Source organism: Enterobacter sp. WCHEn045836 (assembly GCF_003965585.1).
GTDB lineage: Bacteria > Pseudomonadota > Gammaproteobacteria > Enterobacterales > Enterobacteriaceae > Enterobacter > Enterobacter dissolvens.
The window spans coordinates 1-25,233 of the sequence record NZ_RXPT01000004.1; the positions used below are offsets into that span (position 1 = coordinate 1).

Sequence of the window (25,233 nt, forward strand, 5' to 3'; positions counted from 1 at the left end):
GATATTGCATACAGCAGAAAGCTCATCGAACAGGTTCAGGTATTGTGGCCGGAACAGGCTAAGGCCCTGGTACAGCAGTGGCAACAGCAGATTAATATCTCAGTACTTCCTGTCGATAAAACGAACGGCTGGCATGACGGTATGACGCAGCTTCAGGCTCTTGCCGATAAACTGAATGCACTTGATGGCCAGAAGGGAAAATACATCACCGTCAGTGAACTTAAATCGCAGGTCTTTGGCATGCTGACAAGCTTCCGGCAGACCGTGCCGGTGGAAGAACAGCTTCGGCAGTTGAGACTGCTCCCTGAAGACTCTCCGCAGCGTCAGCAGCAGATTCAGCAGGCTGACCCAATCACCCGCGCCGTGATAACAGCCATCAATAACATGCTTATCGACCTGATGGCCGCGATGTCGCATAAGGACTGGCTGAGCCGCCGCCAGCGGCAAAAACAGGGAATTGAACGGGCACATACACTGGGGAAATACCGGGGTAAACAGGCCGATCAGGAGCGACATCAGAAAGTCCTGTACTACCGACAGGTAAAGAAACTGAGTATCCAGGAAACGGCTGATGCTACGGGCTACAGCGCGTCACAGGTTTGCCGGATACAAGCGCTTCATAAAACCTAAAAAGCTGAAATAACCGTGTTTATTTGCAGTCATGGCGTAATAGTTAACTCCCTGTGACTAGCAGACTGACACATCATCTATGTAAGTAAAGTCCGCTGTGTGCCAACAGCGGACGTTCACGGAGCTGGTTCGTTATCAATGAGGTATGGATTTCGAGGATAAATTAATGATCAGACGCCAACGCAAACCAAAAGCATCCCTGGAACGGATTTGTTAATCCAGCTTCTGACCATTGATTATTCTAAAGAATAGACATATTGCCGTTACTCTGACAGGCGCAACTTTCTTAATCACCGGCAGCCACGTTATACAGGCCAGTTGATGGATCGATTGTTATCAATGATATCTTCATGAGTCGGTGCCTCACCCAGCTTACCGAAGCTGGCATAAAGTGAGGGCAGACGGGCCCGTCCTTCTCCCTTTTTCGCCAGAGGGAAAGCGCGAAGCATGGTGGCAGCCTCCCAGTCACAACAATAGGATGGTGTGCACGGCTGCTGACGCCACGATTCAGCGATAGATCCGGAAAATACGGGGTCAAAGCCGGTATCGTTAACCAGCGACATAGTGACCTGTACGGCGGCTGAATTATCTCCTGCTACTGCAACCGCCAGGCGACCGCGGCTCCCTTCAGGCAGTCCCAGTCCTGCCAGAGAGTCGGCGAGTATATTGTTGAAGGCTTTGATAACTGGATGCCCAATCTGCTCCTGAACCCATTCACTTTCCGTCTGACCTGCATCCAGCGCAGCAATCTGCGGATCACGCAGACCTGGATAATAGTTGCTCGTGTCAATGACAGGGACATGTGGAGGTAAACCCGAGAAAAGCCCATCAGGCAGACTACTCACCGCAGGGAATGGAATTGACAGAATAACGGCATCTATGTCAGTAACTACACCATGAATGTCCGCCGGCACTGCGTTAATTTCACCGGCAAATTTCCTTACAGCGTCTAAACCGCGTGAATTTGCCACTTTTACCTCATGCCCAGCTTCGCTTAACTTACGTGCAAGCGTACCGCCAATATTGCCTGTACCAATTACGCCGATTTTCATATTTAACTCCTGAAGTTGTAAGCAATAGGGGGTACACTAATCCCATACTGTGATAACGACAAGAACCTACAAAATAGTGGGTTGCTTACCTGGAGGTAAGTATGGAAAGAGACTGGCATTGTGATGTACCTGAACAACGACTCGTATGGGCGCAGGCTACCAGCGAAGCCCTGAAGATTATTGAAGGTAAATGGAAGACAATAATTTTATGCCAGCTTTTCGCCGCTAAAGTCCCACTGCGCTTTTCTGAACTTGAACGTAAGATAGAGGGTGTAAATCAAAAGATGCTCATTCAGCAGCTTAAGCAGCTGGAAAAAGATGGGATTGTACTACGAACGCTTTATCCTGAAGTCCCGCCTCGTGTTGAATATTCCCTCACGGAACTGGGAACAGCACTGGGTCCATCTATGGCGGCATTGATTGAATGGGCCCTGCTGCGTAGGGAAACTCTTGGCCTTGAGTCTGGTTGAGATTATCAGGCCGGTATATTCCGAATTGTTTATATTTTCCGAAATGATCTTCGAGACTTGTTTCGTGATAACCGACGTCCGCTCCTCGCTCAAAGCTGCCTGTCAAAGTGGTCAAGCTTTACCATAGCTCAGAGGTACAAAAAATAACCTTAACGTACAATAATTTTCGATATCCAAACTGACCCCTTAATGACGAGGGGGTGAAAGCCAACCGCATCTTTACCGACAAGGCATCCGGCAGTTCAACCGATCGGGAAGGGCTGGATTTGTTGCGGATGACGGTGGAGGAAGGAGATGTCATCCTTGTGAAGAAGCTCGACCGTCTTGGCCGTGACACCGCCGATATGATCCAGCTGATTAAAGCATTCGACGCCCAGGGCGTGGCTGTCCGGTTTATCGATGACGGGATCAGTACCGACGGAGAAATGGGCCAGATGGTGGTCACCATTCTTTCAGCCGTTGCGCAGGCCGAAAGGCGAAGAATACTGGAGCGCACCAATGAAGGCCGGGAGGAAGCGAAACTGAAAGGCGTCCGATTCGGGCGCCGGCGCACCATCGACCGTAAAGCCGTGCTGGTGCTTCACCAGGAAGGTAATGGCGCTACGGCGATAGCCCGGCAGCTCAGCATAACCCGCTCCACGGTTTATAAAATTCTGGAAGACGACAAGGTCACACAGTAGAGTCTATTTTATAGGTCAATATTATGATAATAATGGTTTTTTAGAGATCGCGTGGCACTTTTCGAGGAAATGCACGTGGAGCCTTAACTGCTTGCGGTTCGTCTTTGGGAAAGACTACAAAGCCATCCCTTGGGCCTGAAAATACCTCCAGGTCCCAGGGGAAGAGGTAGCGCTACATGCACGGGATGAATATGAACATTGAGCACAACAATGCGCACTGAATTAGTGCAACGTTTTAGTTAGCCGTTACAGTATCGAACGAAGGGTACTCAGATAAAAGACAACGCCACTCCATTCGAAACCAGGGTGTGAATTGAGCTTCTGATTCTGAAAGCCGGGCTGATACTTCAGTCCGGGTCAGCCACGTGGTATCGCTGACTTCTTCAGTCGAAGGACAGACCACATCATCAGATTGCGCAACTAATACATGACATAATTCATTTTCCGCACCAATCGAGCCATAAAGAGCATGGTACTCAAAACTATATATGTAGCGGCAGGAGGCAGATATCCCTAATTCTTCGCGCAGGCGACGAGACGCAGCGTCCATAATCGTTTCACCAGGTGCCGGATGACTGCAGCAAGCATTCGACCAGAAACCTGGCCAAAGCATTTTTCCTGCAGCACGACACTGAAGTAAATGATGCCCGGCGCTGTTGATTAGATGCACCGAAAATGCGCGGTGGAGCTTTCCCGTTCCCTGGTGCGCGATTCGTTTATTACAGACACCGATTTGTACATCTTGTGAGTTAACTAATACGACATCGTTGAGCATTCTTGTATTCCCTTTTGTGCAATTGCCCCCCGGGGGCAATGTGTGGGGACAGCACTATGCCGTCAACCCATGTTCGGGGACTTGTCCCCAGGCGCTGACGAATGTCAAAGCAGCGTCAGTGAACTCAGGATCGGCACGCAGGTTTGCCATGGCATCAAGGTCGTTTTGGGTGAGTAGCCCAAGTTTCAGCAGCGCTGGTCCAGCTTGGGCGGTGGTTGCAGCCCAAAAGGTATCGGCTGGACTGTTGTCGCCGATGTGGCCTTCAAGGGTGCGACTCTCTATTTGGGATAGCCCTCTGGCACGTAACCGGCTGGGGAGAGTATCGGCCCAGAGCATATCGGAACCAATTGACCGCTCCAAAAGAGAGATACCAGCTTGGGCGACTTTTCGGAACAACGGGTTCGTAGTTCTCAAACTTGGTTGTAGACTCACATCTTCTATCACTAACCAACCGCCCGGACGAACCCAACTGACGGCTCGAGTCAATACGTCTTCACGATCGGTGAGGTGACACAGGAGCGCCCGAGCGTGCACCACGTCAAAGGAAGCAGCAGGGAAATCATCGGCCACAACATTATGGGTTATCACCCGAATACCAGGTATATCTATAAGGAATCGGGTGTCAATGTCGGTGGCGGTGACTGTAGCATCGGGATATCTCTTGGCCAGCCAGCCTGCCAGAGATCCCGCACCAGCACCAAGATCAAGGATGCTAGACCTGGCCGGAAGAGTCATCTGGTCAAAAACCGTTTTACTTAACGGGTCAAAGGCATATTCCAGGGTACGAAGTCGTGCTAATTGACTGGCGCACTGGTCACCGAGATAACTTTGGGTATAACAGGTTTTCCCTGAGGGGGCGGTGACGGTCATAATGTTACCTCCAGTCGATGAGGACAACGGTTGAGAAATCCGTGTTCTGTAGGCTGAAACCCCGGCGCCCAACGCACGCCCGGAAACGTCTGTAATAACATACGGCTGGCAGTCGTAATCTCCATCTGTGCCAGCATCGCCCCCAAGCAAAAATGACGTCCAGCACCGAAAGCAAAATGGCTTGTCGTCTGATTGGGGCGTGACATATTGAAGGTGTCGGGATCGGGAAATCTATCTGGATCACGGTTGGCTGAGCCGATTAGACATGCAAAGGTCGCACCAGAAGGGAGTGTTCCTGACGGTAAATCTAGTGATTCATTCGCTTCCCTGAGAACGAGTTGCAGAGGAGGATTACGCCGCAAAGTTTCGGTGAGCGCATTATCCATCAGGTCGGGATTGGTCATCACCGCATCTTTGACACCTGGCTCACTCAACAGATTGGCAATAAGATTAGCTAAGGCTCCGTGGCTGGTCTCACTACCCGCTGTCATCAGGATTGCACAGTAAGCCCTGATGAACGTCTCGGATAAAGGCTTATTGTCGATTCGTGCCGCCAGTAAATGCGAGATCAAATCGTCTGTAGGTTGAGCACGGCGGGCGTCGATATATGGTTGAATGAATTCATAAAAACTATCCCGGTTGGATAAGCCCCCAGTCAACAGTGCCGGATCCTGTCGATAGTTGCCCAAATAAGAGAAGCCGATGGCGCACCAGTTTTTTAGCTGTTCCAGCTCCTGGGAAGTGTTAGCCGGGAGACCCAGCGCACGAGCCATCACGCGAACCGGCAACACTGAGGTAAAATCAGCAATGAGATCAACCTGAGTTCGACCATGCATCTGCGCCAGCAGGTCGGTAGTAACTGACGTGATGGAGTCTCTGAGTACTTCAAGTGCTTTGCCGCGAAATGCCGGGCTAAGCAACGCTCTGTGTTGAGCGTGTTCACAACCGTCCATAGCGACAATAGTGCGTCCCAGCAGTGGTCCAATCTGCCATGTGTAATTGTTATTGCTCACATTTGGGTGAGTCAATGCGGCTTTGACATCCACGTACCGACTGATAAGCCACACATCCGTGGGCTCGTCGTATACGATTGGCATGGTGGTCCGTAGACGCTCATACAAGGGATAAGGGTCGATTTCGAATTGTCGGGATTTAAGCGTGGGAGGAGTAAGTTTCAGGTCCACCTGTCGAGTGGACTGTGCTGTAGAATTTGTGTTCTGCAGGTGATAGCGAGAAACGGTCCGATGCCAGTCGCCTGCTGCACGGACAATATAACGTAGGCGATCAGGGTCAGTCGCTTTAGACAGCCCGTAACTTGTATGCTGCGTAGCAGCTGCAGTGAATTCTGCAACAGCTGTTTTCACCATCTGATGAGCGGATTCAATCGCGGTAGACCAGTCGATGCCTGTGGTGTCCGCCAGTATTGATACCAGGTTGAAGCGCTCACCACAAACCACATCTTTGGCAACCGAATGGATATCGTTCGTCCATGCAATGATGTTAGCACAGTGTTCACGCAGTGTGTTCCACCATTCGATGTCCGCTGAATGTTGGTACGGGTCGAGAGTTTCTGCCGCGTCGATGAGATCAAAGAAGAACAGTGCTCCAAATGAATCTCGCCGCAAAGGCAAATACTTGGCCAACGTAACCGCCGCGTCTATTTCCCGCATTCGTACCAGCGTCGTTTGTGCACGGAGATGCCGGACTAAATTTTGCACGAGCTGATGCCGCCAACGATCGTCTCCTAAGTTCCGGGTTCGCGGCCACAAATCATCGACCAAGACAACAAGCATTGGGTCATCAAATTGACTGATTTTTCCCGAAAGATTAGCACTCTCGTCGTTCCCGATCACAGCCTGCACCGAGGTGACAAAATGCTCCAACGCCCCGTTTTCCGCCCATGGTCCGTCATCAATACGGTCATCAAGAATGAGTGCCCAGAGATACCAGCACACCAGAATTTCGGCACGTTCTGTGGGAGCTCTCCCACATAACGCGAACCCCAGTTCAAGCAATGGCGTAGTACTTAGCCGATGTGCCCCGCGGCGGCCGATCAAACCGTAACGCTGCGCCCAAGTGAGTGCACACGTCCGCAACTGATCACTGTCGGAACGCGGAGGAGGGGCGGTGAAAGGAAACTGAATATCAGGAACGATCAACGGTGTCGACGGTAACTTACAACAGTGGTTCATGCCTGGATAACTTTTAGTGTGTACTAGTTTCATGACGCTCTCCTTTTGGAACAACTTTTCCTTAGCTTTGCATTCAATTCTCCAGTCATCAAAACGTTAAGCCTGCGACAACATTTCAACTCCATGAATTGTCAATGGGTAAGCTCTGTTAAAATCATTTCATACATTCGTGATTTTTACTCAGTTTCAGTTCACAAAAAACTTATGTTGCATTTTTCAGCTTCGCTCCCACTAGACTCGATGCATATGTTTATTACGATGAAACACAAGAACTCACTAAAGGGGGCTCCGGATCCTTTTTTATCATCTCATTACCAAAATTCCTTAACGTGAGTTTTCGTTCCTCTGAGCATCAGACCCCGGGTATTGCCGTGCATCGGATCGACCAGCTAAATCACCGGATGACCGGAGGTCTTAACAGCCTGGATTAGCCCGGGGAGTCTGGTGTTTATCTGCGTCAGGCCCATTCGTGCGATCAGCACGATTTTCCCCGGTGTATAGTGCGGGTCTAACCGCTTCAGCAGGTCGAGCAGCCTGTCCGGTGTCATTGCCGGCCCGCACTTGATGCCGACGGGGTTGGCGATACCGCGCAGATATTCGACATGAGCGAAATCGATATCACCGGTACGTTCCCCCAGCCACAACATATGCGCCGAACAGTTATACCAGCCGCCACAGGCGAGATCCCGGCGGGTTAACGCCTCCTCATAATTAAGCAATAGCGCTTCGTGGCTGGTAAACAGCGGCTGGCGTGGCCGCTGATCGTTGACACGGCGGCAACTGTCCTGTAGCTGTGTGCGCAGCGTCCGGTAGTATTGCTCGGTCACGCAGGGGTGAAGGCATTCCTGCTGCTGTGTGGTGTAAAATGTAAAGACGGCGTTATCCAGCGCGCGTAACAGATTCAGGGTGGAGGCCGAGTGGTGATAGGCGTGTAGCATGCGCATCGGATCCGGCGTGCGGCCATGGGGACTAAATTCGCGATCATTGATAATTTCGCCGCGGAAGCTGGGTGGGGTGAGTTCGCCAACAGTTTCTTCCGGCTGGCTGCGAGGTTTGGCGAACTGTCCGGCAATACGGCCTATTTTCAGCACCGGCAGCCCGGTAGCCTGCTGAATCAATACTGCCATTTGCGTCATGGTCAGAACGTGATCGCGGACAGCGGTAGCCTGGCAATCAGCGAACGATTCGGCGCAGTCACCGCCCTGCAGCAGAACGCCACGCCTTTCGGCGATCTGGGCAAACTGTTGCTGACAGTGGCGTATTTCGCCGGCCAGCACCAGCGGCGGGCTCAGCTGAAGTTGTTTCTCACAGTATTGCAGCGCGCATACATCCGGATAAACCGGCAGCTGTTTCGCGGGAAAATGCCGCCATGACGCGGGTGACTAGTCCTCATGCTTTGCCGGCGGCATGCTGGGGTTACGACAGGACAATTCTCTTTCCCGGCTGAACTCACCGGTCAGCACGTCTATATCATGGGCGAATATCATAATGCTCACTCCAGAAGGAACAGCAGAATCGGGCCACAAACAGGATGATTACGGCTCACCGTCAATCTGGTCGGCACGTTGTGACCGGGTCAGGTAGGTTTCGGTCACACCATTTTGCCTGGCCACGTAATCCTCACGCACCGGCGTATAGACATCCAGCACCTCAGAATCCTCCAGTGCTTCAGCATGGTGAACAGCCCAGGAGGGAATAATGAAGGTATCGCCCGCATGCAGATACAGGGTGCGTCCATCGACGGTCAGGCGTAGCGAGCCCTGCAGAACAGAGGTGGCTGTTTCATGTAAGTGTTTATGTTCGGGAATTTTAGCTCCGGGTTTAAATTTCCAGAACGCCAGGGTAAAACCCACACCGTGCACGAATCTGGCGGTAATTTTGCTTTCGGTTCCTTCCGGACGCTGTAAATCCATATCGTAAGGGATCATTTCGCTGCCTAAATGTAAGCTCATAGGGATACCTGTTTTTTGGGTTTGGTTTACGTTAAAACTCATTACCTGTATCAGCCGATTTTTGCATGGATGGAAAACCCCATCGGTACCGGGCCGAAGTCGGTCAGTATGGTCAGGCCGCTGCTGCGGGCAGATATATCGGTGGAAATGCATGCATCGACCGCATTCGCTGCACATTGACGTGCTGCTTCGCTGTTGGAATTAAACAGTTTGATGGACAGTTGTTTACTGATGCCGGGTACCTGGTGAATTAAATCCTGTGGTGCCGGGTGAGAACCTACGGTTTTGATCTCACCCGGGTCCAGGTTTTTGCCAGCGAAAACCATATTATGGGTATTCATGACAAAGCAATCGATTAGCTTTAAATAACTGAGGTTTTTAAACACCAGGTGATGGAGATGCGGATAAACGATACACCCCAATAAAATATCAGCACCGTTGGTATTTCTCATATACTGAGCTGCATCCTCAAGCGTCTGATGTAATTTAACCTCGCCATGATGACCGTTATTCTTCAGCCACAGATGAGCCGCTTTTTCGCAATTGGTGCCTGCTGGCCCCAGGGTATGGACAGTTATCATGATTTATCTCGTTAATAAAGGGGGGGTTAAATTCGGCCGGTGATATTAATCAGCTCGGGCAGGCGTGCGCCCTGTCTGATTTTCTCCAGCATGGCGTTTTCTGTACTGTCGACAGAGAGTGCCTGCTGCAGCAGTTGTGCTGTCAGTGCCTGGGGTACCACCACCGTGCCGTTGATGTCCGAGACCATCAAATCACCGCTTTGCACCGTGACCTGTTCTATCTGGCAGTGGGTGCCGGTTTCGGCCACCCAGTAAGCGCCCTGGGTATCGGTGGGAATGGGATTACTGGCGAGCACTGGCATCGACAGTTGCTTAATTTCACGCAGGTCGCGCACTGCCCCCCCCAGAATCACGCCGGCGAAGCCCAGTTGTTCGAAATAAGTGCAGCTCATACCTCCCGCCAGCGCGGCATGGGTCAACAGCGGACCTGCACCGGCCACGTAGACCAGACCCGCTCCGCTGTGTAGCTCGGGCACCAGAAAACGACTGACCTGAGCCCAGGTAGCGGGCTGTGCCTGCATGATGTCACTGCTTTTACGCACCATTTTCCAGCTAACGGTATAAGCCTGGGCAGCAAAATAATGGTCGTGCGCATTCATTGCCTGTATTTTGTGCGTCAGCGCATTACCGGCCTGCAGGCCATCAAGAATATCAATAACGGTAGCGCTACTTATTTTTCTGGTTCTGAACTCCGTCAGTAACTGAGGTGATATTAATTCAAATGACATGGCTCCCCCGTATTAAAAAGTGCGTAAACGATTGATGTGATCCTGTTGAAAGATGTCAGCGTAAAAAAACTGAATTATGTCATGATGCGCATAATCTCCAGTGAGTAAATAAATAGACTTAATATTATGGTTAGTAAAGATATCTCTGTGAATTATTTGCAGCAAGAATGTGACTGGTGATATTAAATCAATTAAAACAACCAATTGTCGTTGGTTGTATGTTGCCGCTATTGTTTATAACGGCAACAAAGAAAACCAATCCTGAAGGAGATATTAGATATATTTAATTTTTTTACATGCATGTATCATATATTTATTAAGGGTAAATTCAATTCCATTTCATAAAAAATGGGTTCAGTAGTATGATGACCATCACTGACGGAAACCATATGCGATGCCAATTTCATCGAACATTTCACTGGCACGTTTTGTTATTAAGTAAAAATATAGCTTACTGTAAGTGAAGAGGATCCACTCTCTGTGCTGTTTAGACACTGCCCCGCTCAATATGAGGAAGGGCGTGAATGCTATTTTTGCACCTTCACTCTGCCAGGCTGAAGCTCACATCTTCCAGTTCAATTTTGGTTCGGTATTGGATGGCAACTATCTAGAGCACTGTTTGGCATAGTCAAAGGGGCTTACTGGTTTCTCCTCATTTGCACCAAGAAAATCAGCCCACCATTGCAGCATCAGCCTGCGCTCATCCATAAACTCTGCTTTATGTATGTAGGCTGCGCGAACACCATTTCGCTCCTGATGACTCATCTGGCGTTCAACAGCGTCCCTTGACCATAACCCTGACTCAATCAACGAACTGCAGGCCATTGCCCGGAAGCCGTGACCACATACATCCACTTTCGTGTCGTAGCCCATCAGGCGTAGTGCGTTATTTACTGTATTTTCACTCATGGGTTTCCATGGATTATGATCGCCGGTGAAAACCAGTTCATGTTCTCCGCTGATAGTGTGGATCTGCTGCAGAATATCCAGTGCCTGGGTTGACAGTGGAACCAGATGCTCTGTACGCATTTTTGAGCCACGATGGGAATACTTGACCCCTTCTATAGGTTTCCGCTCAGGAGGAATGGTCCACATGGCTTTCTCAAAGTCGATCTCAGACCACCTGGCAAAGCGTAGTTCACTGGAACGGATGAAGATAAGCAGGGTGAGTTTAGTTGCCAGCCGGGTGAGAGGTTGTCCTCTGTATGCATCCAGTCGTTCAAGAAGCTCTGAAATGCGATTTAAGGCGAGGGCCGGGCGGTGCTGGCGTTTCACCGTGGTTAACGCGCCAGCCATATCCACGGCAGGGTTATAGGTGATAATGCCTGACTGGGCAGCATAGCGCATGATTGCAGTGATACGCTGCTGAAGGCGTGCTGCAATCTCATAGATCTCTTTGGCTTCGGCAGCCTTTACTGGAACAAGTAAATCGGGAGTCCTGAGGGTGGTAATGTCACGTGAGCCAATAAAGGGAAACACATGAGTTTCGAGGCTTTTCAGTATTTTCTCACTATGTGAAGCTGACCATTTTTTGTTGCTCTTATGCCACTGCCTTGCGATGCCTTCAAATGTCTGAGCTGTTTCGGGTACCGATTTTTTGATCCGTTTCTGTTCGCACGGGTCAGTTCCCTCAGCTATCAGCTTCCTCGCCGTATCGCGTTTTTCCCTTGCTTCTGATAACGAGACTTCAGGATAGACACCCAGAGCGAGCGTTTTCTCTTTGCCCAGAAACCGGTAGCGGAGCCGCCAGTAGCGTGAGCCGTTAGGGTGAACAAGCAAAAACATGTTGCCGCTGTCGGCAAGTTTATAAGGTTTTTCAACCGGTTTGGCTGCACGGATTTTAGCGTCAGTGAGCGCCATTGGCGGTATCTCCTGATAGTAAAAGGGGTATAAATTTTATCGAATCAGACTATACCCTCAGTTGTACCCTCGCAAGGGACTTGATGCGGGTTGAAGTTGATTGAGTTGGGTGGAATTAAGGGATTATTGAAGCGTTGGTTTTGGCGGGCTCAGAATGCAAAAACGGACCTCCGTGGAGGTCCGTTGATATGAATTTGGTGCCCGGACTCGGAATCGAACCAAGGACACGGGGATTTTCAATCCCCTGCTCTACCGACTGAGCTATCCGGGCAACGGGGCGCATTAAACCCGATTCACTCTCCGTCGTCAACGAAAAATGTTGTTTTCGTTACAGACTGCACAATCTCTCACCAGTTCGTCGTAATCCTAAGCGAAAAAGTGGGTCCACAGCGCGGAAAGCGGCATGGCGAGCAGCAGGGCAGGTAGCATATTCACCACCGCGAACATCTTGATCCCGCAGATGCGCAGCCCTGTTGCCAGCAGGAGCAGACCGCCAACGGCGGTAAAATCCGCCATCATCGCGGGCGTGGTCAGCGGAAGGATTAGGGTGGCGCAGGTGGCGAGCGCCAGCTGAATCAGCAGCATTGGCACACAAATCGCGGCCACCGCGATACCGAGCGTGGTGGCAAAAATCGTAGCGGTGAAGAAATCGAGAAACGCCTTCGCGATTAAGATGCTGGGGTCACCGGTCATCCCTTCCTGCATCGAGCCGAAAATCCCGGTGCCGCTGGCGCAAAAAAGAATAATGATGGCAACGTAGTTTTGAATAAACGTCTCGTGGGTACCGTGTTTGGTTTTGCCCGGCCGGGCTATCAGGTTTTTCGCTTTGCTGACCGCGTTGTTAATCCCCTTTTCCAGATAACAAAACTCGCCAATCAGCGCCCCGAGCAGGGTGGCCAGCACCATAACCGGCAGGTTAGCGCATTTGATCACCAGCAGAATACCAATCCCGAGTGAGGCCAGGCCGAAAATGGAGGGCATAGAGACGCGAATACGCTCCGGTAATCGCTGACTTAACACTGCACCGAGTACGCCGCCCAGCAATACGGCACCCGCGTTGATAAATGGCCCGATAACCACGGAAAACTCCTGTTACTTAATCATTGGTATTGCATGATTATGACACGCCAGCGCTCATTTAGGCTTAGCTTTGGGTGGTGAAGTGCATACTGATTCCTTCTTGCACCTCAAAATAAAAGGTGACATTATTGCGCGAATTTTCTCCTCCCTGTCTCACCGTTCGGTGAGGGTAATAGCGCCTATGAAAACCATGAAAATCGCCGTCAGCCGTGAGCTGGTTTCCACTGTGTCCACGCATCGCGAAAAGGTGACGCTGGATAACACTGATTTCACCGATGTGGCGGCAGTCGTCATTACGCTCGCGGAGAGTCGCAGCGGCATTCTTGCGTTGCTGAAACGCACGGGCTTTCATTTACCGGTCTATCTATTCTCGCAAGAGCTGATGGACGTGCCCGAGGGCGCCACGGCTGTCATCTCGGGTAAAGCGCAGGAGTTCCTGGAACTGGAATCTGCCGCCAGTCGTTACGAAGAGAACCTATTACCGCCGTTTTTCGACACCCTGAGCCAGTATGTTGCAATGGGCAACAGCACCTTTGCCTGTCCGGGCCACCAGCACGGGGCGTTTTTCAAAAAACACCCGGCGGGACGACAGTTCTATGACTTCTTTGGTGAGAACGTTTTTCGCGCCGATATGTGCAATGCCGACGTGAAGCTCGGCGATCTGCTGATCCACGAAGGTTCCGCCAAGCATGCGCAAAAGTTCGCTGCGAAAGTGTTCAATGCGGATAAAACCTACTTCGTGCTGAACGGTACGTCGGCGGCCAACAAGGTGGTGACCAACGCGCTGCTGACCCGTGGCGATCTGGTACTGTTTGATCGCAATAACCACAAATCCAACCATCACGGGGCCCTGATTCAGGCAGGCGCGACGCCGGTGTATCTGGAAGCGGCGCGTAACCCGTTTGGCTTTATCGGTGGGATTGACGAACACTGCTTTGACGACGCGTACCTGCGCAATCTGATCCGCGACGTGGCGCCGGAGAAGGCAGACGAGACCCGCCCGTTCCGCCTGGCAGTGATCCAGCTTGGCACTTACGATGGCACGATCTACAACGCCCGTCAGGTGATCGACAAGATCGGCCATCTGTGCGATTACATTCTGTTTGACTCCGCCTGGGTGGGCTACGAGCAGTTCATTCCGATGATGGCGGAAACCTCCCCGCTGTTACTGGAGCTGAACGAGAACGATCCGGGCATTTTCGTGACCCAGTCGGTGCATAAACAGCAGGCCGGGTTCTCGCAAACCTCGCAGATCCATAAAAAGGATAACCATATCCGGGGCCAGGCGCGTTTCTGTCCACACAAGCGCCTGAACAACGCGTTTATGCTGCATGCCTCCACCAGCCCGTTTTATCCCCTGTTTGCGGCACTGGATGTGAACGCAAAAATTCACGAAGGGGAGAGCGGACGCAGGCTGTGGGCGGAGTGCGTCGAGCTGGGGATTGAAGCGCGTAAGGCGATCATTGCAAATTGCCATATGATCAAACCGTTTATTCCGCCAGTGGTGGCAGGCCGTCCGTGGCAGGATCATCCCACTCAGGCCATCGCCAGCGAACGTCGTTTCTTCAGCTTTGAGCCGGGCGCGAAATGGCACGGATTTGAGGGTTATGCCCGCGATCAGTATTTTGTCGATCCGTGCAAGCTGCTGCTGACCACGCCGGGCATCGATGCTGAAACCGGGGAATATACTGATTTCGGTATTCCGGCGACCATCCTTGCGCACTATCTGCGGGAAAATGGCATCGTGCCGGAGAAGTGCGATCTCAACTCGATCCTCTTCCTGCTGACGCCTGCCGAAAGCAGCGAGAAGCTGGCGCAGCTGGTGGCGATGCTTGGCCAGTTTGAACAGCATATTGAAGACGATACGCCGCTGGCGGACGTGTTGCCGACCATCTACCAGAAATACCCGGTGCGCTATAGGGATTACACACTCCGCCAGCTGTGTCAGGAGATGCACGATCTTTACGTCAGTTTTGATGTGAAAGATCTGCAGAAAGCGATGTTCCGCAAGGAGAGCCTGCCCGCGGTGGTAATGAATCCGCAGGATGCCAATCAGGCGTATATTCGCGGGAACGTGGAGCTGGTGCGCATCCGTGATGCAGAAGGCCGTATTGCCGCCGAAGGCGCGCTGCCATATCCACCAGGCGTGCTCTGCGTAGTGCCGGGCGAAGTCTGGGGCGGGGCGGTGCAGCGCTACTTCCTGGCGCTGGAAGAGGGGATTAACCTGCTGCCGGGCTTCTCGCCGGAGCTGCAGGGCGTATACAGCGAAAAGGATGCCGACGGGATTAAGCGGCTTTATGGGTATGTATTGAGATAGTGCGGGCTGTTGCCCTCACCCTAACCCTCTCCCACAGGGAGAGGGAACTTTTCTTCAAACCGCACTACGTTTATACATCCTCCGCGGATGCCCAATCTTGCCGTACAGCATCTCCACCGTCAGAAAACCTGCCTCCACGCAGTGCTCCAGATAGCGCCGGGTGGTGGTTTTACTCAACCCCGTTTCGCTTACCACCTCATCCACCGTAAAACAGTGCGTCGCCTTGTCGTTAAACAGCGCCTGCACCCGCGCCAGCGTATTTTCCTCAATGCCTTTGCTGCCGTTGTCCTGGCGGTAGTTTTTCGCCTGTAGCTGATAGAGGGAATCGACGTTCTGCTGGTCGACAATCTTCCAGACCCGCTGTTGCTCAGCAAACTGCACAAAACGCTCCAGCGACTGGCTGAGCCGCTTCCAGGAAACCGGCTTCAGGATGTAATCAAACGCCCCGTTACGAATGGCCTGGCTGCAGGTGTCCATATCGCTGGCGGCGGTGATGAAAATTACCGAACAGTTGGCGCGGGCGAGCATGGGGTTACTGATAAGGGTGATACCTTTCCCGTCCGGCAGGTAGTTATCCAGCAACATCAGCTGCGGCTGTTTACTTTCAAGTTCAACCTGCGCTTGCGCCAGCGACGAGGCAATCCCCACCAGTCTCAGACGCGGATGTTTGCCGATCAGCTCTGCGTGCAGTTGCGCCAGTTCGTTCTCGTCTTCAACAATCAGTACGTCGATAAGTTCATGTTGCATAATCGGTATTTTCCTGTTCCTGTGCGGGATGCCGGGCGGTTCCCGTGGCGGGGATGAACAGTGAGAAAATCGCCCCCCGCGGCGTGTTATCGGCAACCTCAATTGCACCGCCTGCCTGTGTGACATAGCTTTCGATCAGATACAAACCAATGCCGTGATCGCCGCGCGTTTTGGTGGTGATGCCGCGCTCAAATATCCTGTCACGGATCTCCGGTTTAATGCCCACGCCCTGATCGGCCACTTCGATGATGAGTTCTTGTTCGCTCAGTTTTATCAGCACTTCCACAGGAGCATGCGGAAGCGGCGAGCGCTGGGTCGCTTCAATGGCGTTATCCAGCAGGTTGCCAATGATAGAAATCAGCGCCTCTTCAGGCAGCGCGAGGAACGGTCTGTCCAGCCGACAGGCCGGGTCGAAATTCAGCTCCACCCCTTTCTCTCGCGCCCGCGCGGCTTTCCCCAGCAGCAGGCCGCACAGGGTCGGGGAGCTGAAGCGCGAAGAGATAAAGTCGAGTAGCTCCTGGGCGTGTTCCGACTGCGCCTGAATGTAGCCAATCGCCTCCTCATAGCGGCCCATATGCAGCAGACCGGAGAGGGTGGTCATCCGGTTTAGCTGCTCGTGACGCATGATGCGCAGGTTATCGACATAGCGTTTGACCTGGCTGAGCTGGGCGCTGAGCGAGTCGATCTCGTTGCGATCGCGGAAGGTGATCACCCAGCCCTGCAGCGAGTCCTCCAGCATGATCCGCACCCGGCTGGCGATCACCGTGAGATCGTTAAAGCGGCAAATCTCGTCATGGGTGTCTTTGGCGAGCATGGTTTGTGTTTCGAAGAACGGCACCGGATCGATCACCTCGTTTATCAACTGCCCGCGCAGTTCCCGGGCAGGCTGGCTCAGGCCCAGCAGTTTGCGCGCCGCCTGGTTGATCACTTCAATTCGCCGTTCATCGTCAATGGCGATCACCCCTTCATAAATGGACTCCATCATCGCCTTCTGCTGGCGCACCAGCAGACCAATTTCTCTCGGCTCCAGGGAGAAAATCTGCTTCTTGATACTGCGGGTAAAGAACCAGGAGAAGATAAAGAGGGCAAGCAGTAGCAGTACGGCGGCAATCAGGATGTTGACCACTTTACTGACGGTGATGGTATCAAGGTAGCTGGTGAGATAGCCCACCGAGACAATCCCCACCACCTGACCGGCATCGTTAAAAATGGGCGCTTTGCTGCGCAGCGAAATGCCCAGTCCTCCCTTGCGGATGGTGGTGGTGCTTTTGCCGTGCAGCACCTCTTCGTTGTCGCCTCCGACCAGCGTATGACCCACTCTGTCTGCAAAAACGGAATGAAACAGATGCAGCCCCTTGTTATCGCCAATCACAATAAAACTGGCGTCACTGTGGGTGGCTATTTTCTGCATAAAATCGTGAATGGCGTTGATATCTTTTTGTTCGACTTCTTTTCGCAATGACGGAATAAGCGCGATCTCTTCAGCCTGTATTTTTGCGCGTGCACTCATTTCCTGATAAAGCTGTCGGCCAACGTCGACATAATAATATCCGCCCAGTAGCGCAAAAAGCACTGAGAAAAAGACAACCAGCGAAACAAACAGCTTAATCTGAAACGATACTTTCATAACTATCACGCGTGGTATCAACGAAGATCGCCAATATATCATCTTTTTTCATGCGGATGCCCGCTTTGCAGAAAACTTGTGATCCCTTGCACAGCAAGGGCTGTAAAAGATTTATCTGAAAGGCTTTCGCGCTTAACTGCGCACAGTTAAATGTTATTTGTTTGTTCAATTTAGAAAAGAAACCATAAAAACCACGGCAATAAATAAGGGGCAAATCACATTAAATAAAAGAAACCATTAAAACCATAGCTGCCATTAAAACTTCGCTTTTAATATGCCATTCCTCACATAAAGTAAGCCTTTGTGACTCTAAGCTGAACGCACAAAATAACCAAGGGGCTTATTATGAGCACAACTGACGATTCTTTCTCTGTTACCCACGACCCGATTGATATTCAGCGGCCATCGCTCAAAGAGCGCTGGTGGCATATTATGGATACCTGGAAAATCGGGATTATTCCTCTGCCGCTGTTCGTTCTGGCGGGCGCGCTGATTGCCATTGATTGTCTGGGCGGAAAACTGCCAAGCGATATCGTGGTGATGGTGGCCACGCTTGCGTTCTTCGGCTTTGCCTGCGGTGAGTTTGGCAAACGCCTGCCGATTGTCGGTAAGCTCGGCGCGGCGGCAATTTGCGCCACCTTTATCCCTTCCGCGCTGGTCTATTACGGCCTGTTGCCGGACGTGGTGGTCGAGTCCACCACCAGGTTCTACAAATCCACCAACATTCTCTACCTCTACATCTGCTGCATTATCGTCGGCAGCATCATGAGCATGAACCGCACGGTGCTGATTCAGGGCTTCCTGCGCATCTTCTTCCCGATGCTGTGCGGCGAGCTCGTCGGCATGCTGGTGGGGATGGGCGTGGGTCTGGCACTGGGTCTTGAGCCGTTCCAGATCTTCTTCTTTATCATTCTGCCGATTATGGCGGGCGGCGTGGGCGAAGGGGCAATCCCGCTCTCCATCGGCTATGCCACCCTGCTGCACATGGATCAGGGCGTGGCGCTCGGCCGCGTGCTGCCGATGGTGATGCTCGGCGGACTGACCGCCATCATCATCTCCGGCTGTCTGAACCAGCTGGGCAAGCGTTATCCACACCTGACCGGTGAAGGTCAGCTGATGCCGAACCGCGCGAATGCCGATGCCACCGTTTCTCAACCGGCGTTCTCCGGCAAAGCGGACGTCACCACCATCGCCTCCGGTGCGCTGCTGGCGGTGCTGCTCTACATGCTGGGCATGCTCGGCCACAAGCTGATTGGTCTGCCTGCGCCGGTTGGCATGCTGTTTATGGCGGTGCTGGTGAAGCTCTGCAACGGTGCCTCTCCGCGTCTGCTGGAAGGCTCTCAGGTGGTGTACAAATTCTTCCAGACCTCGGTGACCTATCCCATTCTCTTCGCGGTGGGTGTGGCGATCACCCCATGGCATGAACTGGTCGCGGCCTTCACGCTGACTAACCTGCTGGTGATTATCAGTACCGTCTCTTCGCTGGTGGCGACCGGCTTCTTCGTCGGCAAAAAGATTGGTATGCACCCGATTGATGTCGCCATCGTCTCCTGCTGCCAGAGCGGCCAGGGCGGCACCGGTGACGTGGCGATCCTGACCGCAGGCAACCGTATGAGCCTGATGCCCTTCGCCCAGATTGCTACCCGTATCGGCGGCGCGATTAACGTCTCTATCTCACTGCTGATTCTGGGCAACTTCCTCGTTTAAGTTTTCAGGAAAGAACAATGAAACTCGCAAGCTTTTTATACCAGGGAAAACGCAGCTACGGCATCGTCCAGGCCGAAGGTGTGATTGATTTAGGTCGCCGTCTCGGCGACCGCTACAGCGACCTCAAAGCGCTGCTGCAGGGCAACGGGCTGGCGCAGGCCACCCGTTACCTGAACGATGCTGTGGACGTGCCGATGAGCGCCATCACCTTCTTACCGGTGATTGAGCAGCCGGAAAAAATCCTCTGTGTGGGCATGAACTACGCCGACAAGCGCAAGGAGTTTGACCAGCACAACCCGGCACCGACGCTGTTCGTGCGCTTCCCGGATTCTCAGACCGGCCACAACGAACCGGTGCTGAAGCCGCGCCACTCCAGCGAATTCGACTACGAAGGCGAGCTGGCGGTGATCATCGGCAAAGGCGGAGAGAATATCAGCCGCGATGAGGCGCTGCACCACGTGGCGGGCTACAGCTGCTACATGGACGGCTCCGCCCGCGACTGGCAGCACACCTGGTTCACTGCCGGTAAAAACTGGCGTCAGACCGGCGCGTTTGGCCCGTGGATGGCCACGGCCGATGAGATCCCGGACCCGCATCAGCTTGCGATCCGCACCTGGCTGAACGGCCGCATGGTGCAGGAAGACAACACCAGCAGCATGATCCACAAGGTTGCGGAGTTGATCGAGTACATCAGCACCTTTACTCGCTTAAGTCCGGGCGATGTGATCATCACCGGCTCCCCGGGCGGGGTGGGGAAAAAGCGTAATCCGCCGCTGTTTATGAAAGAGGGCGATCGCATTGAAGTGGAGATCGAGCATATCGGTCATCTGAGCAACGTGATTGTGGAAGCGCCAGCTACCGGGCTTGCGGCGGCACACTGAGAAAGGCGGCATGAACAGTCAACCCATCGATTTTCGCCACACGCTGGTGGCGAAACACCCGGAACGCTTAAGCCAGATCCGTTACCTGCTGGCAGACAGCGGCCTGGGCCTGGACAACGACATCACGCTGTTTGTCGAAGCCTGGTCCGGCGCGCAGCTGGTGGGTTGCGCCGGGCTGGCCGCCAACGTTATCAAATGCGTGGCGGTCAACGAGCAGCTTCGCGGCGAGAACCTTAGCGCGCGCTTGCTGGCGGAGGTGCAGAATGCGGCGCTGGAACGCGGACATTTTCACCTCTTCCTCTGCACGCGCCCGTGCAATAAGGCGCGTTTTGCCCGCAGCGGCTTCTGGCCAATTGCCCAGAGCGGCAACAACGCCGTGCTGATGGAGAACACTCCGCAGGGGATCGAGCGTTACTGCCGTTCCCTGGGCAGGATGCGCAAGGGCGGGGAGAAGACTGGCGCGATAGTGATGAACGCCAACCCGTTCACCCTCGGCCACCGTCATCTGGTGGAGCAGGCGGCGATGCAGTGTGACGCCCTGCACCTGTTTGTGGTGCGTGAAGATGCCTCGTTCTTCCCGTTCAGCGCGCGCCTTGCAATGGTGCGTGCGGGCGTCGCGCATCTGCCAAATGTGACCGTGCACGAAGGCTCGCAGTACATCATCTCCCGCGCCACCTTCCCGGCCTACTTCCTGAAAGAGACCGGCAAAGTGCAGCAGGCGTGGAGCGAAATCGACGTGCTGATCTTCCGGGACTTTATCGCACCGGCGCTGGGCATTACCCATCGTTTTATCGGCTCTGAGCCGTTTTGCGATATCACCCGTCAGTACAACCAGACGCTGCACGCCTTGCTGAGCCCGCAGATTGAGGTGGTGGAAATGCCGCGCATCAAGGCCACCGGCAACGCCATTTCGGCGTCGGAAGTGCGCCGCTTGCTCAAGACTCAGCAGTTTTCCCGGATCCGGGAGATTGTCCCGGACTCCACCTTCGCGCATCTCGAAGCACACTACCGTGCGAGTGCCGAAGTCGCTTAACTACCAGGAATTTATCATGAAAATTGTAAGGGAGGCGCTGGCCGGAACGCAGGAGTCCAGCGACCTGATGGTGAAAATTGCTCCCGCTCACGGCGAGCTGGAGATAGTCATCCACAGTGAAGTGATTAAGCAGTTTGGCGAGCAAATTCGCCAGGTGGTCAACGAGACATTGCACGCCATGAACGTGCACCAGGGACTGATCATTATTGAAGACAAAGGGGCGCTGGACTGTGTGATCCGCGCCCGCCTGCAAAGTGCGCTTCTGCGTGCCGCCGATGAACAGGCTATCAACTGGGAGGCGCTGAAATGAGCAAACTCCGCCGCAGTATGTTGTTCCTGCCCGGCGCCAACGCCGCCATGCTTTCAACCGCGTTTATCTACCGTCCAGACTCCATCATGTTTGACCTTGAAGACGCCGTTGCCCTGCGCGAGAAAGACACCGCGCGAATGCTGGTGTTCCACGCCCTGCAGCACCCGATGTATCAGGACATCGAAACCGTGGTGCGCATTAACCCGCTGAGCACGCCGTTTGGCCTGCTGGATCTGGAAGCCGCCGTGCGCGCCGGCGTGGACGTGATCCGCCTGCCGAAAACCGACACCCCGGACGACATCTACGAACTGGAAGGCCACCTTGAGCGTATCGAGCAGGAGTGCGGGCGCGAGGTTGGTTCTACCCGCGTGATGGCGGCGATTGAATCGGCTATTGGCGTCATCAACGCCGTGGCGATTGCCCGCAGCTCGCCGCGCCTGATTGGTATTGCACTGGCGGCCTTTGACTACGTGATGGATATGCAGACCGAGCGCGGCGACGGCACCGAGCTGTTCTACGCCCGCTGCGCCGTGCTGCACGCCGCCCGCGCGGCAGGCATCGACGCCTTCGACGTGGTGTGGTCAGACGTTAACGACGAGGCCGGATTCCTGCGCGAGGTCGATCTGATCCGCAAGATGGGCTTTAACGGCAAATCGCTGATCAACCCGCGCCAGATAGACCTGCTGCATAACGCCTATGCGCCAACCCAGGAAGAGGTGGATCACGCCCTGCGGGTGATTGAAGCGGCAGAAGAGGGCGAACGTAACGGCCTTGGCGTGGTGTCGCTCAACGGCAAGATGGTGGATGCACCGATTATTAACCACGCGCAGGTGGTGCTTGAACGCGCGGCGGCCTCCGGCGTGCGTCGGTAAGGATGACACAATGAACCAGACAGAACTTCTCCATGTGAATTTTCCCCATCTGCGGGCGTTAAAACCGTTTGATACCGCCCACAGCGCCACGCCGTGGCTGGCGGACAGCGACACGAAACACAACCGCAAACTCTGCGCTTCCATTGAAGAGGCGGTTAAGCGTTGCGGCCTGCAGGACGGCATGACCATCTCCTTCCACCATGCGTTTCGCGAAGGCGACCGGGTGATCAACACCGTCGTGGCGCTGCTGGCGCGGATGGGCTTCAAAAACCTGACCCTCGCCTCCAGCTCGCTGATGACCTGCAACGACGCGCTGATCGAACATATTGAGAGCGGCGTCATCACCCGGATTTACACCTCCGGCATGCGCGGCAGGCTGGCGGAGGCCATCTCCCTCGGGCTGATGGACGAGCCGGTGCAAATTCACTCCCACGGCGGGCGCGTGAAGCTGCTGCAGGACGGTGAGCTGAACATTGACGTGGCGTTCCTCGGCGTGCCGTGCAGCGATGAGTTTGGTAACGCCAACGGCACGCACGGCAAATCGTGCTGCGGCTCGCTGGGCTATGCGATGGTGGACGCCCATTTTGCCCGCAAGGTGGTGCTGCTGACGGAAGAACTGGTGCCGTTCCCCAATATGCCCGCCAGCCTGGTGCAGGATCAGGTGGACTACATCGTGCAGGTGGAGAGCGTGGGCGATCCGGCGAAAATCAGCGTCGGCGCGGCGCGCGTCACCAGCAATCCGCGCGAGCTGATGATTGCCCGCTATGCGGCGGATGTGATTGAGCACTCCGGCTACTTCAAACCGGGCTTCTCGATGCAGACCGGCTCCGGCGCGGCGGCCACGGCCTGCACCCGCTTTATGGAAGAGAAGATGGAGCGCAGCGGCGTGAAGGCACGCTTTGCGCTGGGTGGCATCACCGGCAGCCTGGTGGATCTGCACGAGAAGGGGCTGATCGAAAAGCTGCTCGATACCCAGTGCTTTGACGGCCAGGCGGCGGCCTCGCTGGCGCGCAACCCGAACCACGTGGAGATCTCCACTAACGTCTACGCCAACCCCGGCAGTAAGGCGGCAAGCTGCGATCAGCTGGACGTGGTGATCCTCAGCGCGCTGGAGATTGACGTCGATTTCAACGTTAACGTCATTACCGGCTCCGACGGCGTGATGCGTGGCGCGTCCGGCGGGCACTGCGACGTGGCCGCCGCAGCGAACCTGACCATCGTCGTTGCGCCGCTGCTGCGTAGCCGCATTCCGACCGTGGTGAAGCGCGTTACCACACACCTTACACCGGGGGAGAGCATCGACGTGCTGGTCACCGATCATGGCATTGCGGTTAACCCGGCACGCCCGGAGATCCGCGAACGCCTCATGGAAGCAGGGCTGAAGGTTGTTGATATCAACGCCCTCTATGAGCGGGCAATTTCGCTGACAGGCGTACCGAAACCGATTGAGTTCACAGACAAAATTGTCGGGGTGATCCGCTACCGCGACGGCAGCGTGATCGACACCGTTCGACAGGTAAAGGAGTGAATATGACCATTGCGACACCCGTGCGAGCGGGTGTCAGCCTGGACGCGCTGCTGGCGGCGAAAGAGCGCCGCGCAGCCCGTCAGGCTGACTGGCTCACGCACTATCAACAACCGGTGATCTCCCTCACGCTGGTAACACCCGGGGAGATCAAAGACAGCCTGCGTTATCGCAACACCATGGGCGTGGCGTTACAGATGTGCGATCAGCTGCTGTGGGAAAACCGCTGGCAGGTGCTGGACCGCCAGGTGCTGTGGCTTCCGACCGGGCCCGAAGCGCTGTGGTGCGTGGCCCATCCCGCGGCAGAAATCAAAGCCCACTGTGCGGAGCTGGAGCAGACGCATCCGCTTGGCAGGCTGTGGGATCTGGATGTGATTTGCCCTGAAAACGGCCACGTTGGACGCCAGTCGCTGGGCTCACATCTCAGACGCTGCCTGATTTGCGATGAACCTGCCCACGCCTGTTCCCGTTCGCGCAAACATCCTGTGGAGCAGGTGGTGGCGCGCGTGGAGAAGATGATCGATGACTGGTTTGCTCGCGACTAAACCGCGCCCGCTTGACGTCCCCGCGCTTGCCGCAGAAGCGCTGTGGCAGGAGCTGGAGCTGACACCGAAACCGGGGCTGGTGGACAGGCTCAATAACGGCTCCCATCGCGATATGGATCACGCGCTGTTTGTCCGCAGCATTATGGCGATTACGCCGTGGTTTTCGCGCTTTGCTGAGCTGGGTAACGCGCATGCCGAGAAACCCGCTGGCGAACAGTTACGGATCCTCCGCCCGATGGGGATGGCCTGTGAGCAGGCGATGTATGCCGCGACGAACGGGGTGAACACGCACAAAGGGGGCATTTTTGCCCAGGGGTTACTGTGCTTTGCCGCCGGGCGTGTGAAAAATATCTCCGCAGAAAGCCTCTGTTGTGAGGTGAGTAACATCTGCAACGGGCTGGTTTCGCGAGAGCTGGCCACACGCAGCGGGCAGGCGACGGCGGGGGAGCGGCAGTTCCGGCAGTACGGCTTAACCGGCGCGCGCGGCGAGGCGGAGAGCGGTTTTGCGACGGTGCGTAAGGCGCTGGCGCAGTGGAACGGACATTCACTTCACGGCCTGCTGTTACGCCTGATGGCAATCAATCAGGACAGCAATCTGGTGTCGCGCGGCGGCATTGAGGGGCTAGGCTATGTTCAGGGCTATGCGCGGGAACTGCTGGCTGACGGCTGGGATAATGAAGCGTTGCGTAGAATGGATAACGCATTGATAAAGCGAAATTTGAGCCCGGGTGGTAGCGCGGATTTGCTGTCGGTGGGGTGGGTGCTTGCTGCAATAAAATAGCCGGGTGGCGGCTTCGCC

Annotated in this window: 22 protein-coding genes, 1 tRNA gene and 2 pseudogenes; 12 read left to right on the forward strand and 13 right to left on the reverse strand. The window is 54.3% G+C overall.

All coding sequences use genetic code 11. The features are described from left to right. Window positions 1-3: 3 nt before the first annotated feature. Window positions 4-630: a VasL domain-containing protein gene (locus EKN38_RS06100; RefSeq protein WP_126521860.1), complete on the forward strand. Its 627-nt coding sequence runs from the start codon at window positions 4-6 to the stop codon at window positions 628-630. Window positions 631-935: 305 nt separating this feature from the next. Here the strand turns inward: EKN38_RS06100 and EKN38_RS06105 are convergent, their stop codons facing one another. After that, window positions 936-1,682, reverse strand: a complete 747-nt coding sequence (locus EKN38_RS06105; protein WP_126521812.1) for an NADPH-dependent F420 reductase — start codon at window positions 1,680-1,682, stop codon at window positions 936-938. Between the two features lie 101 nt (window positions 1,683-1,783). On the opposite strand from EKN38_RS06105, the gene EKN38_RS06110 reads away from it, so the two are divergent. Continuing rightward, the gene (locus EKN38_RS06110; RefSeq protein ID WP_126521814.1) at window positions 1,784-2,152 is read left to right on the forward strand and encodes a winged helix-turn-helix transcriptional regulator; all 369 of its coding nucleotides are present in this window, start codon (window positions 1,784-1,786) and stop codon (window positions 2,150-2,152) included. A gap of 185 nt (window positions 2,153-2,337) precedes the next feature. Next, window positions 2,338-2,832 (forward strand): annotated as a pseudogene (locus tag EKN38_RS06115) (recombinase family protein); the annotation flags it as partial. Between the two features lie 235 nt (window positions 2,833-3,067). On the opposite strand, the gene idi reads toward EKN38_RS06115, so the two are convergent. The 10 genes and pseudogenes from idi to EKN38_RS06170 all read right to left on the reverse strand — a co-directional run bounded on the left by idi (window position 3,068) and on the right by EKN38_RS06170 (window position 12,870). Further along, window positions 3,068-3,607 (reverse strand): isopentenyl-diphosphate Delta-isomerase, encoded by a 540-nt coding sequence (idi, locus tag EKN38_RS06125; protein ID WP_126521818.1) that lies wholly within the window; start codon window positions 3,605-3,607, stop codon window positions 3,068-3,070. Between the two features lie 54 nt (window positions 3,608-3,661). Continuing rightward, window positions 3,662-4,477 (reverse strand): class I SAM-dependent methyltransferase, encoded by an 816-nt coding sequence (locus EKN38_RS06130; RefSeq protein ID WP_126521820.1) that lies wholly within the window; start codon window positions 4,475-4,477, stop codon window positions 3,662-3,664. Next, window positions 4,474-6,702, reverse strand: coding sequence for a cytochrome P450 (locus EKN38_RS06135; protein WP_126521822.1), 2,229 nt, complete (start codon window positions 6,700-6,702; stop codon window positions 4,474-4,476). The genes EKN38_RS06130 and EKN38_RS06135 overlap by 4 nt, the downstream gene beginning before the upstream one ends. A 356-nt stretch (window positions 6,703-7,058) precedes the next feature. Continuing rightward, window positions 7,059-8,036, reverse strand: a pseudogene (locus EKN38_RS06140) (3-deoxy-7-phosphoheptulonate synthase); the annotation flags it as partial. Between the two features lie 168 nt (window positions 8,037-8,204). Next, a complete protein-coding gene (locus tag EKN38_RS06145) occupies window positions 8,205-8,621 on the reverse strand; it encodes a cupin domain-containing protein (protein WP_126521826.1) in 417 nt (138 codons plus the stop codon). A gap of 50 nt (window positions 8,622-8,671) precedes the next feature. After that, entirely contained in the window at window positions 8,672-9,202 is a 531-nt protein-coding gene (locus EKN38_RS06150; RefSeq protein ID WP_126521828.1) for a prephenate dehydratase domain-containing protein, read from the reverse strand. A 26-nt stretch (window positions 9,203-9,228) separates the two neighbouring features. Continuing rightward, a complete protein-coding gene (locus tag EKN38_RS06155) occupies window positions 9,229-9,930 on the reverse strand; it encodes an RraA family protein (protein WP_126521830.1) in 702 nt (233 codons plus the stop codon). Between the two features lie 603 nt (window positions 9,931-10,533). After that, a complete protein-coding gene (locus EKN38_RS06160) occupies window positions 10,534-11,790 on the reverse strand; it encodes an integrase arm-type DNA-binding domain-containing protein (protein WP_126521832.1) in 1,257 nt (418 codons plus the stop codon). Window positions 11,791-11,985: 195 nt separating this feature from the next. Further along, a tRNA-Phe gene (locus tag EKN38_RS06165) sits at window positions 11,986-12,061 on the reverse strand. A 95-nt stretch (window positions 12,062-12,156) separates the two neighbouring features. After that, a complete protein-coding gene (locus EKN38_RS06170; protein ID WP_014833242.1) occupies window positions 12,157-12,870 on the reverse strand; it encodes a DUF554 domain-containing protein in 714 nt (237 codons plus the stop codon). 181 nt (window positions 12,871-13,051) lie between these two features. Here EKN38_RS06170 and EKN38_RS06175 point away from each other — a divergent pair, with 181 nt between their 5' ends. Next, window positions 13,052-15,187, forward strand: coding sequence for an ornithine decarboxylase (locus EKN38_RS06175; protein WP_014833241.1), 2,136 nt, complete (start codon window positions 13,052-13,054; stop codon window positions 15,185-15,187). Between the two features lie 54 nt (window positions 15,188-15,241). Here the strand turns inward: EKN38_RS06175 and EKN38_RS06180 are convergent, their stop codons facing one another. Together EKN38_RS06180 and EKN38_RS06185 are read right to left on the reverse strand one after the other, a co-directional pair. Beyond that, the gene (locus EKN38_RS06180) at window positions 15,242-15,934 is read right to left on the reverse strand and encodes a response regulator (RefSeq protein WP_014833240.1); all 693 of its coding nucleotides are present in this window, start codon (window positions 15,932-15,934) and stop codon (window positions 15,242-15,244) included. Beyond that, window positions 15,924-17,561 carry a sensor histidine kinase gene (locus tag EKN38_RS06185; RefSeq protein WP_014833239.1) on the reverse strand — a complete coding sequence of 546 codons (1,638 nt, stop codon included), beginning with the start codon at window positions 17,559-17,561 and terminating at the stop codon, window positions 15,924-15,926. The genes EKN38_RS06180 and EKN38_RS06185 overlap by 11 nt, the downstream gene beginning before the upstream one ends. Before the next feature lie 345 nt (window positions 17,562-17,906). Here EKN38_RS06185 and EKN38_RS06190 point away from each other — a divergent pair, with 345 nt between their 5' ends. From EKN38_RS06190 to citG, 8 genes are read left to right on the forward strand one after another with little or no spacing between them, the layout of a single operon-like run. Next, on the forward strand, window positions 17,907-19,268 hold the full coding sequence (locus EKN38_RS06190) for a 2-hydroxycarboxylate transporter family protein (protein ID WP_014833238.1): 1,362 nt from the start codon (window positions 17,907-17,909) through the stop codon (window positions 19,266-19,268). Window positions 19,269-19,285: 17 nt separating this feature from the next. Beyond that, a complete protein-coding gene (locus EKN38_RS06195; RefSeq protein WP_014833237.1) occupies window positions 19,286-20,149 on the forward strand; it encodes a fumarylacetoacetate hydrolase family protein in 864 nt (287 codons plus the stop codon). 10 nt (window positions 20,150-20,159) lie between these two features. After that, entirely contained in the window at window positions 20,160-21,182 is a 1,023-nt protein-coding gene (gene citC / locus EKN38_RS06200; protein WP_046888619.1) for a [citrate (pro-3S)-lyase] ligase, read from the forward strand. Window positions 21,183-21,198: 16 nt separating this feature from the next. After that, entirely contained in the window at window positions 21,199-21,492 is a 294-nt protein-coding gene (gene citD / locus EKN38_RS06205; RefSeq protein WP_014833235.1) for a citrate lyase acyl carrier protein, read from the forward strand. Further along, window positions 21,489-22,364, forward strand: a complete 876-nt coding sequence (gene citE, locus EKN38_RS06210) for a citrate (pro-3S)-lyase subunit beta (RefSeq protein WP_013098681.1) — start codon at window positions 21,489-21,491, stop codon at window positions 22,362-22,364. The genes citD and citE overlap by 4 nt, the downstream gene beginning before the upstream one ends. A gap of 10 nt (window positions 22,365-22,374) precedes the next feature. Further along, a complete protein-coding gene (gene citF / locus EKN38_RS06215) occupies window positions 22,375-23,892 on the forward strand; it encodes a citrate lyase subunit alpha (RefSeq protein WP_014833234.1) in 1,518 nt (505 codons plus the stop codon). 2 nt (window positions 23,893-23,894) lie between these two features. Then, complete coding sequence (gene citX / locus EKN38_RS06220; RefSeq protein ID WP_013098679.1) at window positions 23,895-24,434, forward strand: citrate lyase holo-[acyl-carrier protein] synthase; 540 nt, start codon at window positions 23,895-23,897, stop codon at window positions 24,432-24,434. Continuing rightward, window positions 24,412-25,215, forward strand: coding sequence for a triphosphoribosyl-dephospho-CoA synthase CitG (gene citG, locus EKN38_RS06225; protein WP_126521834.1), 804 nt, complete (start codon window positions 24,412-24,414; stop codon window positions 25,213-25,215). The genes citX and citG overlap by 23 nt, the downstream gene beginning before the upstream one ends. Window positions 25,216-25,233: the final 18 nt, after the last annotated feature.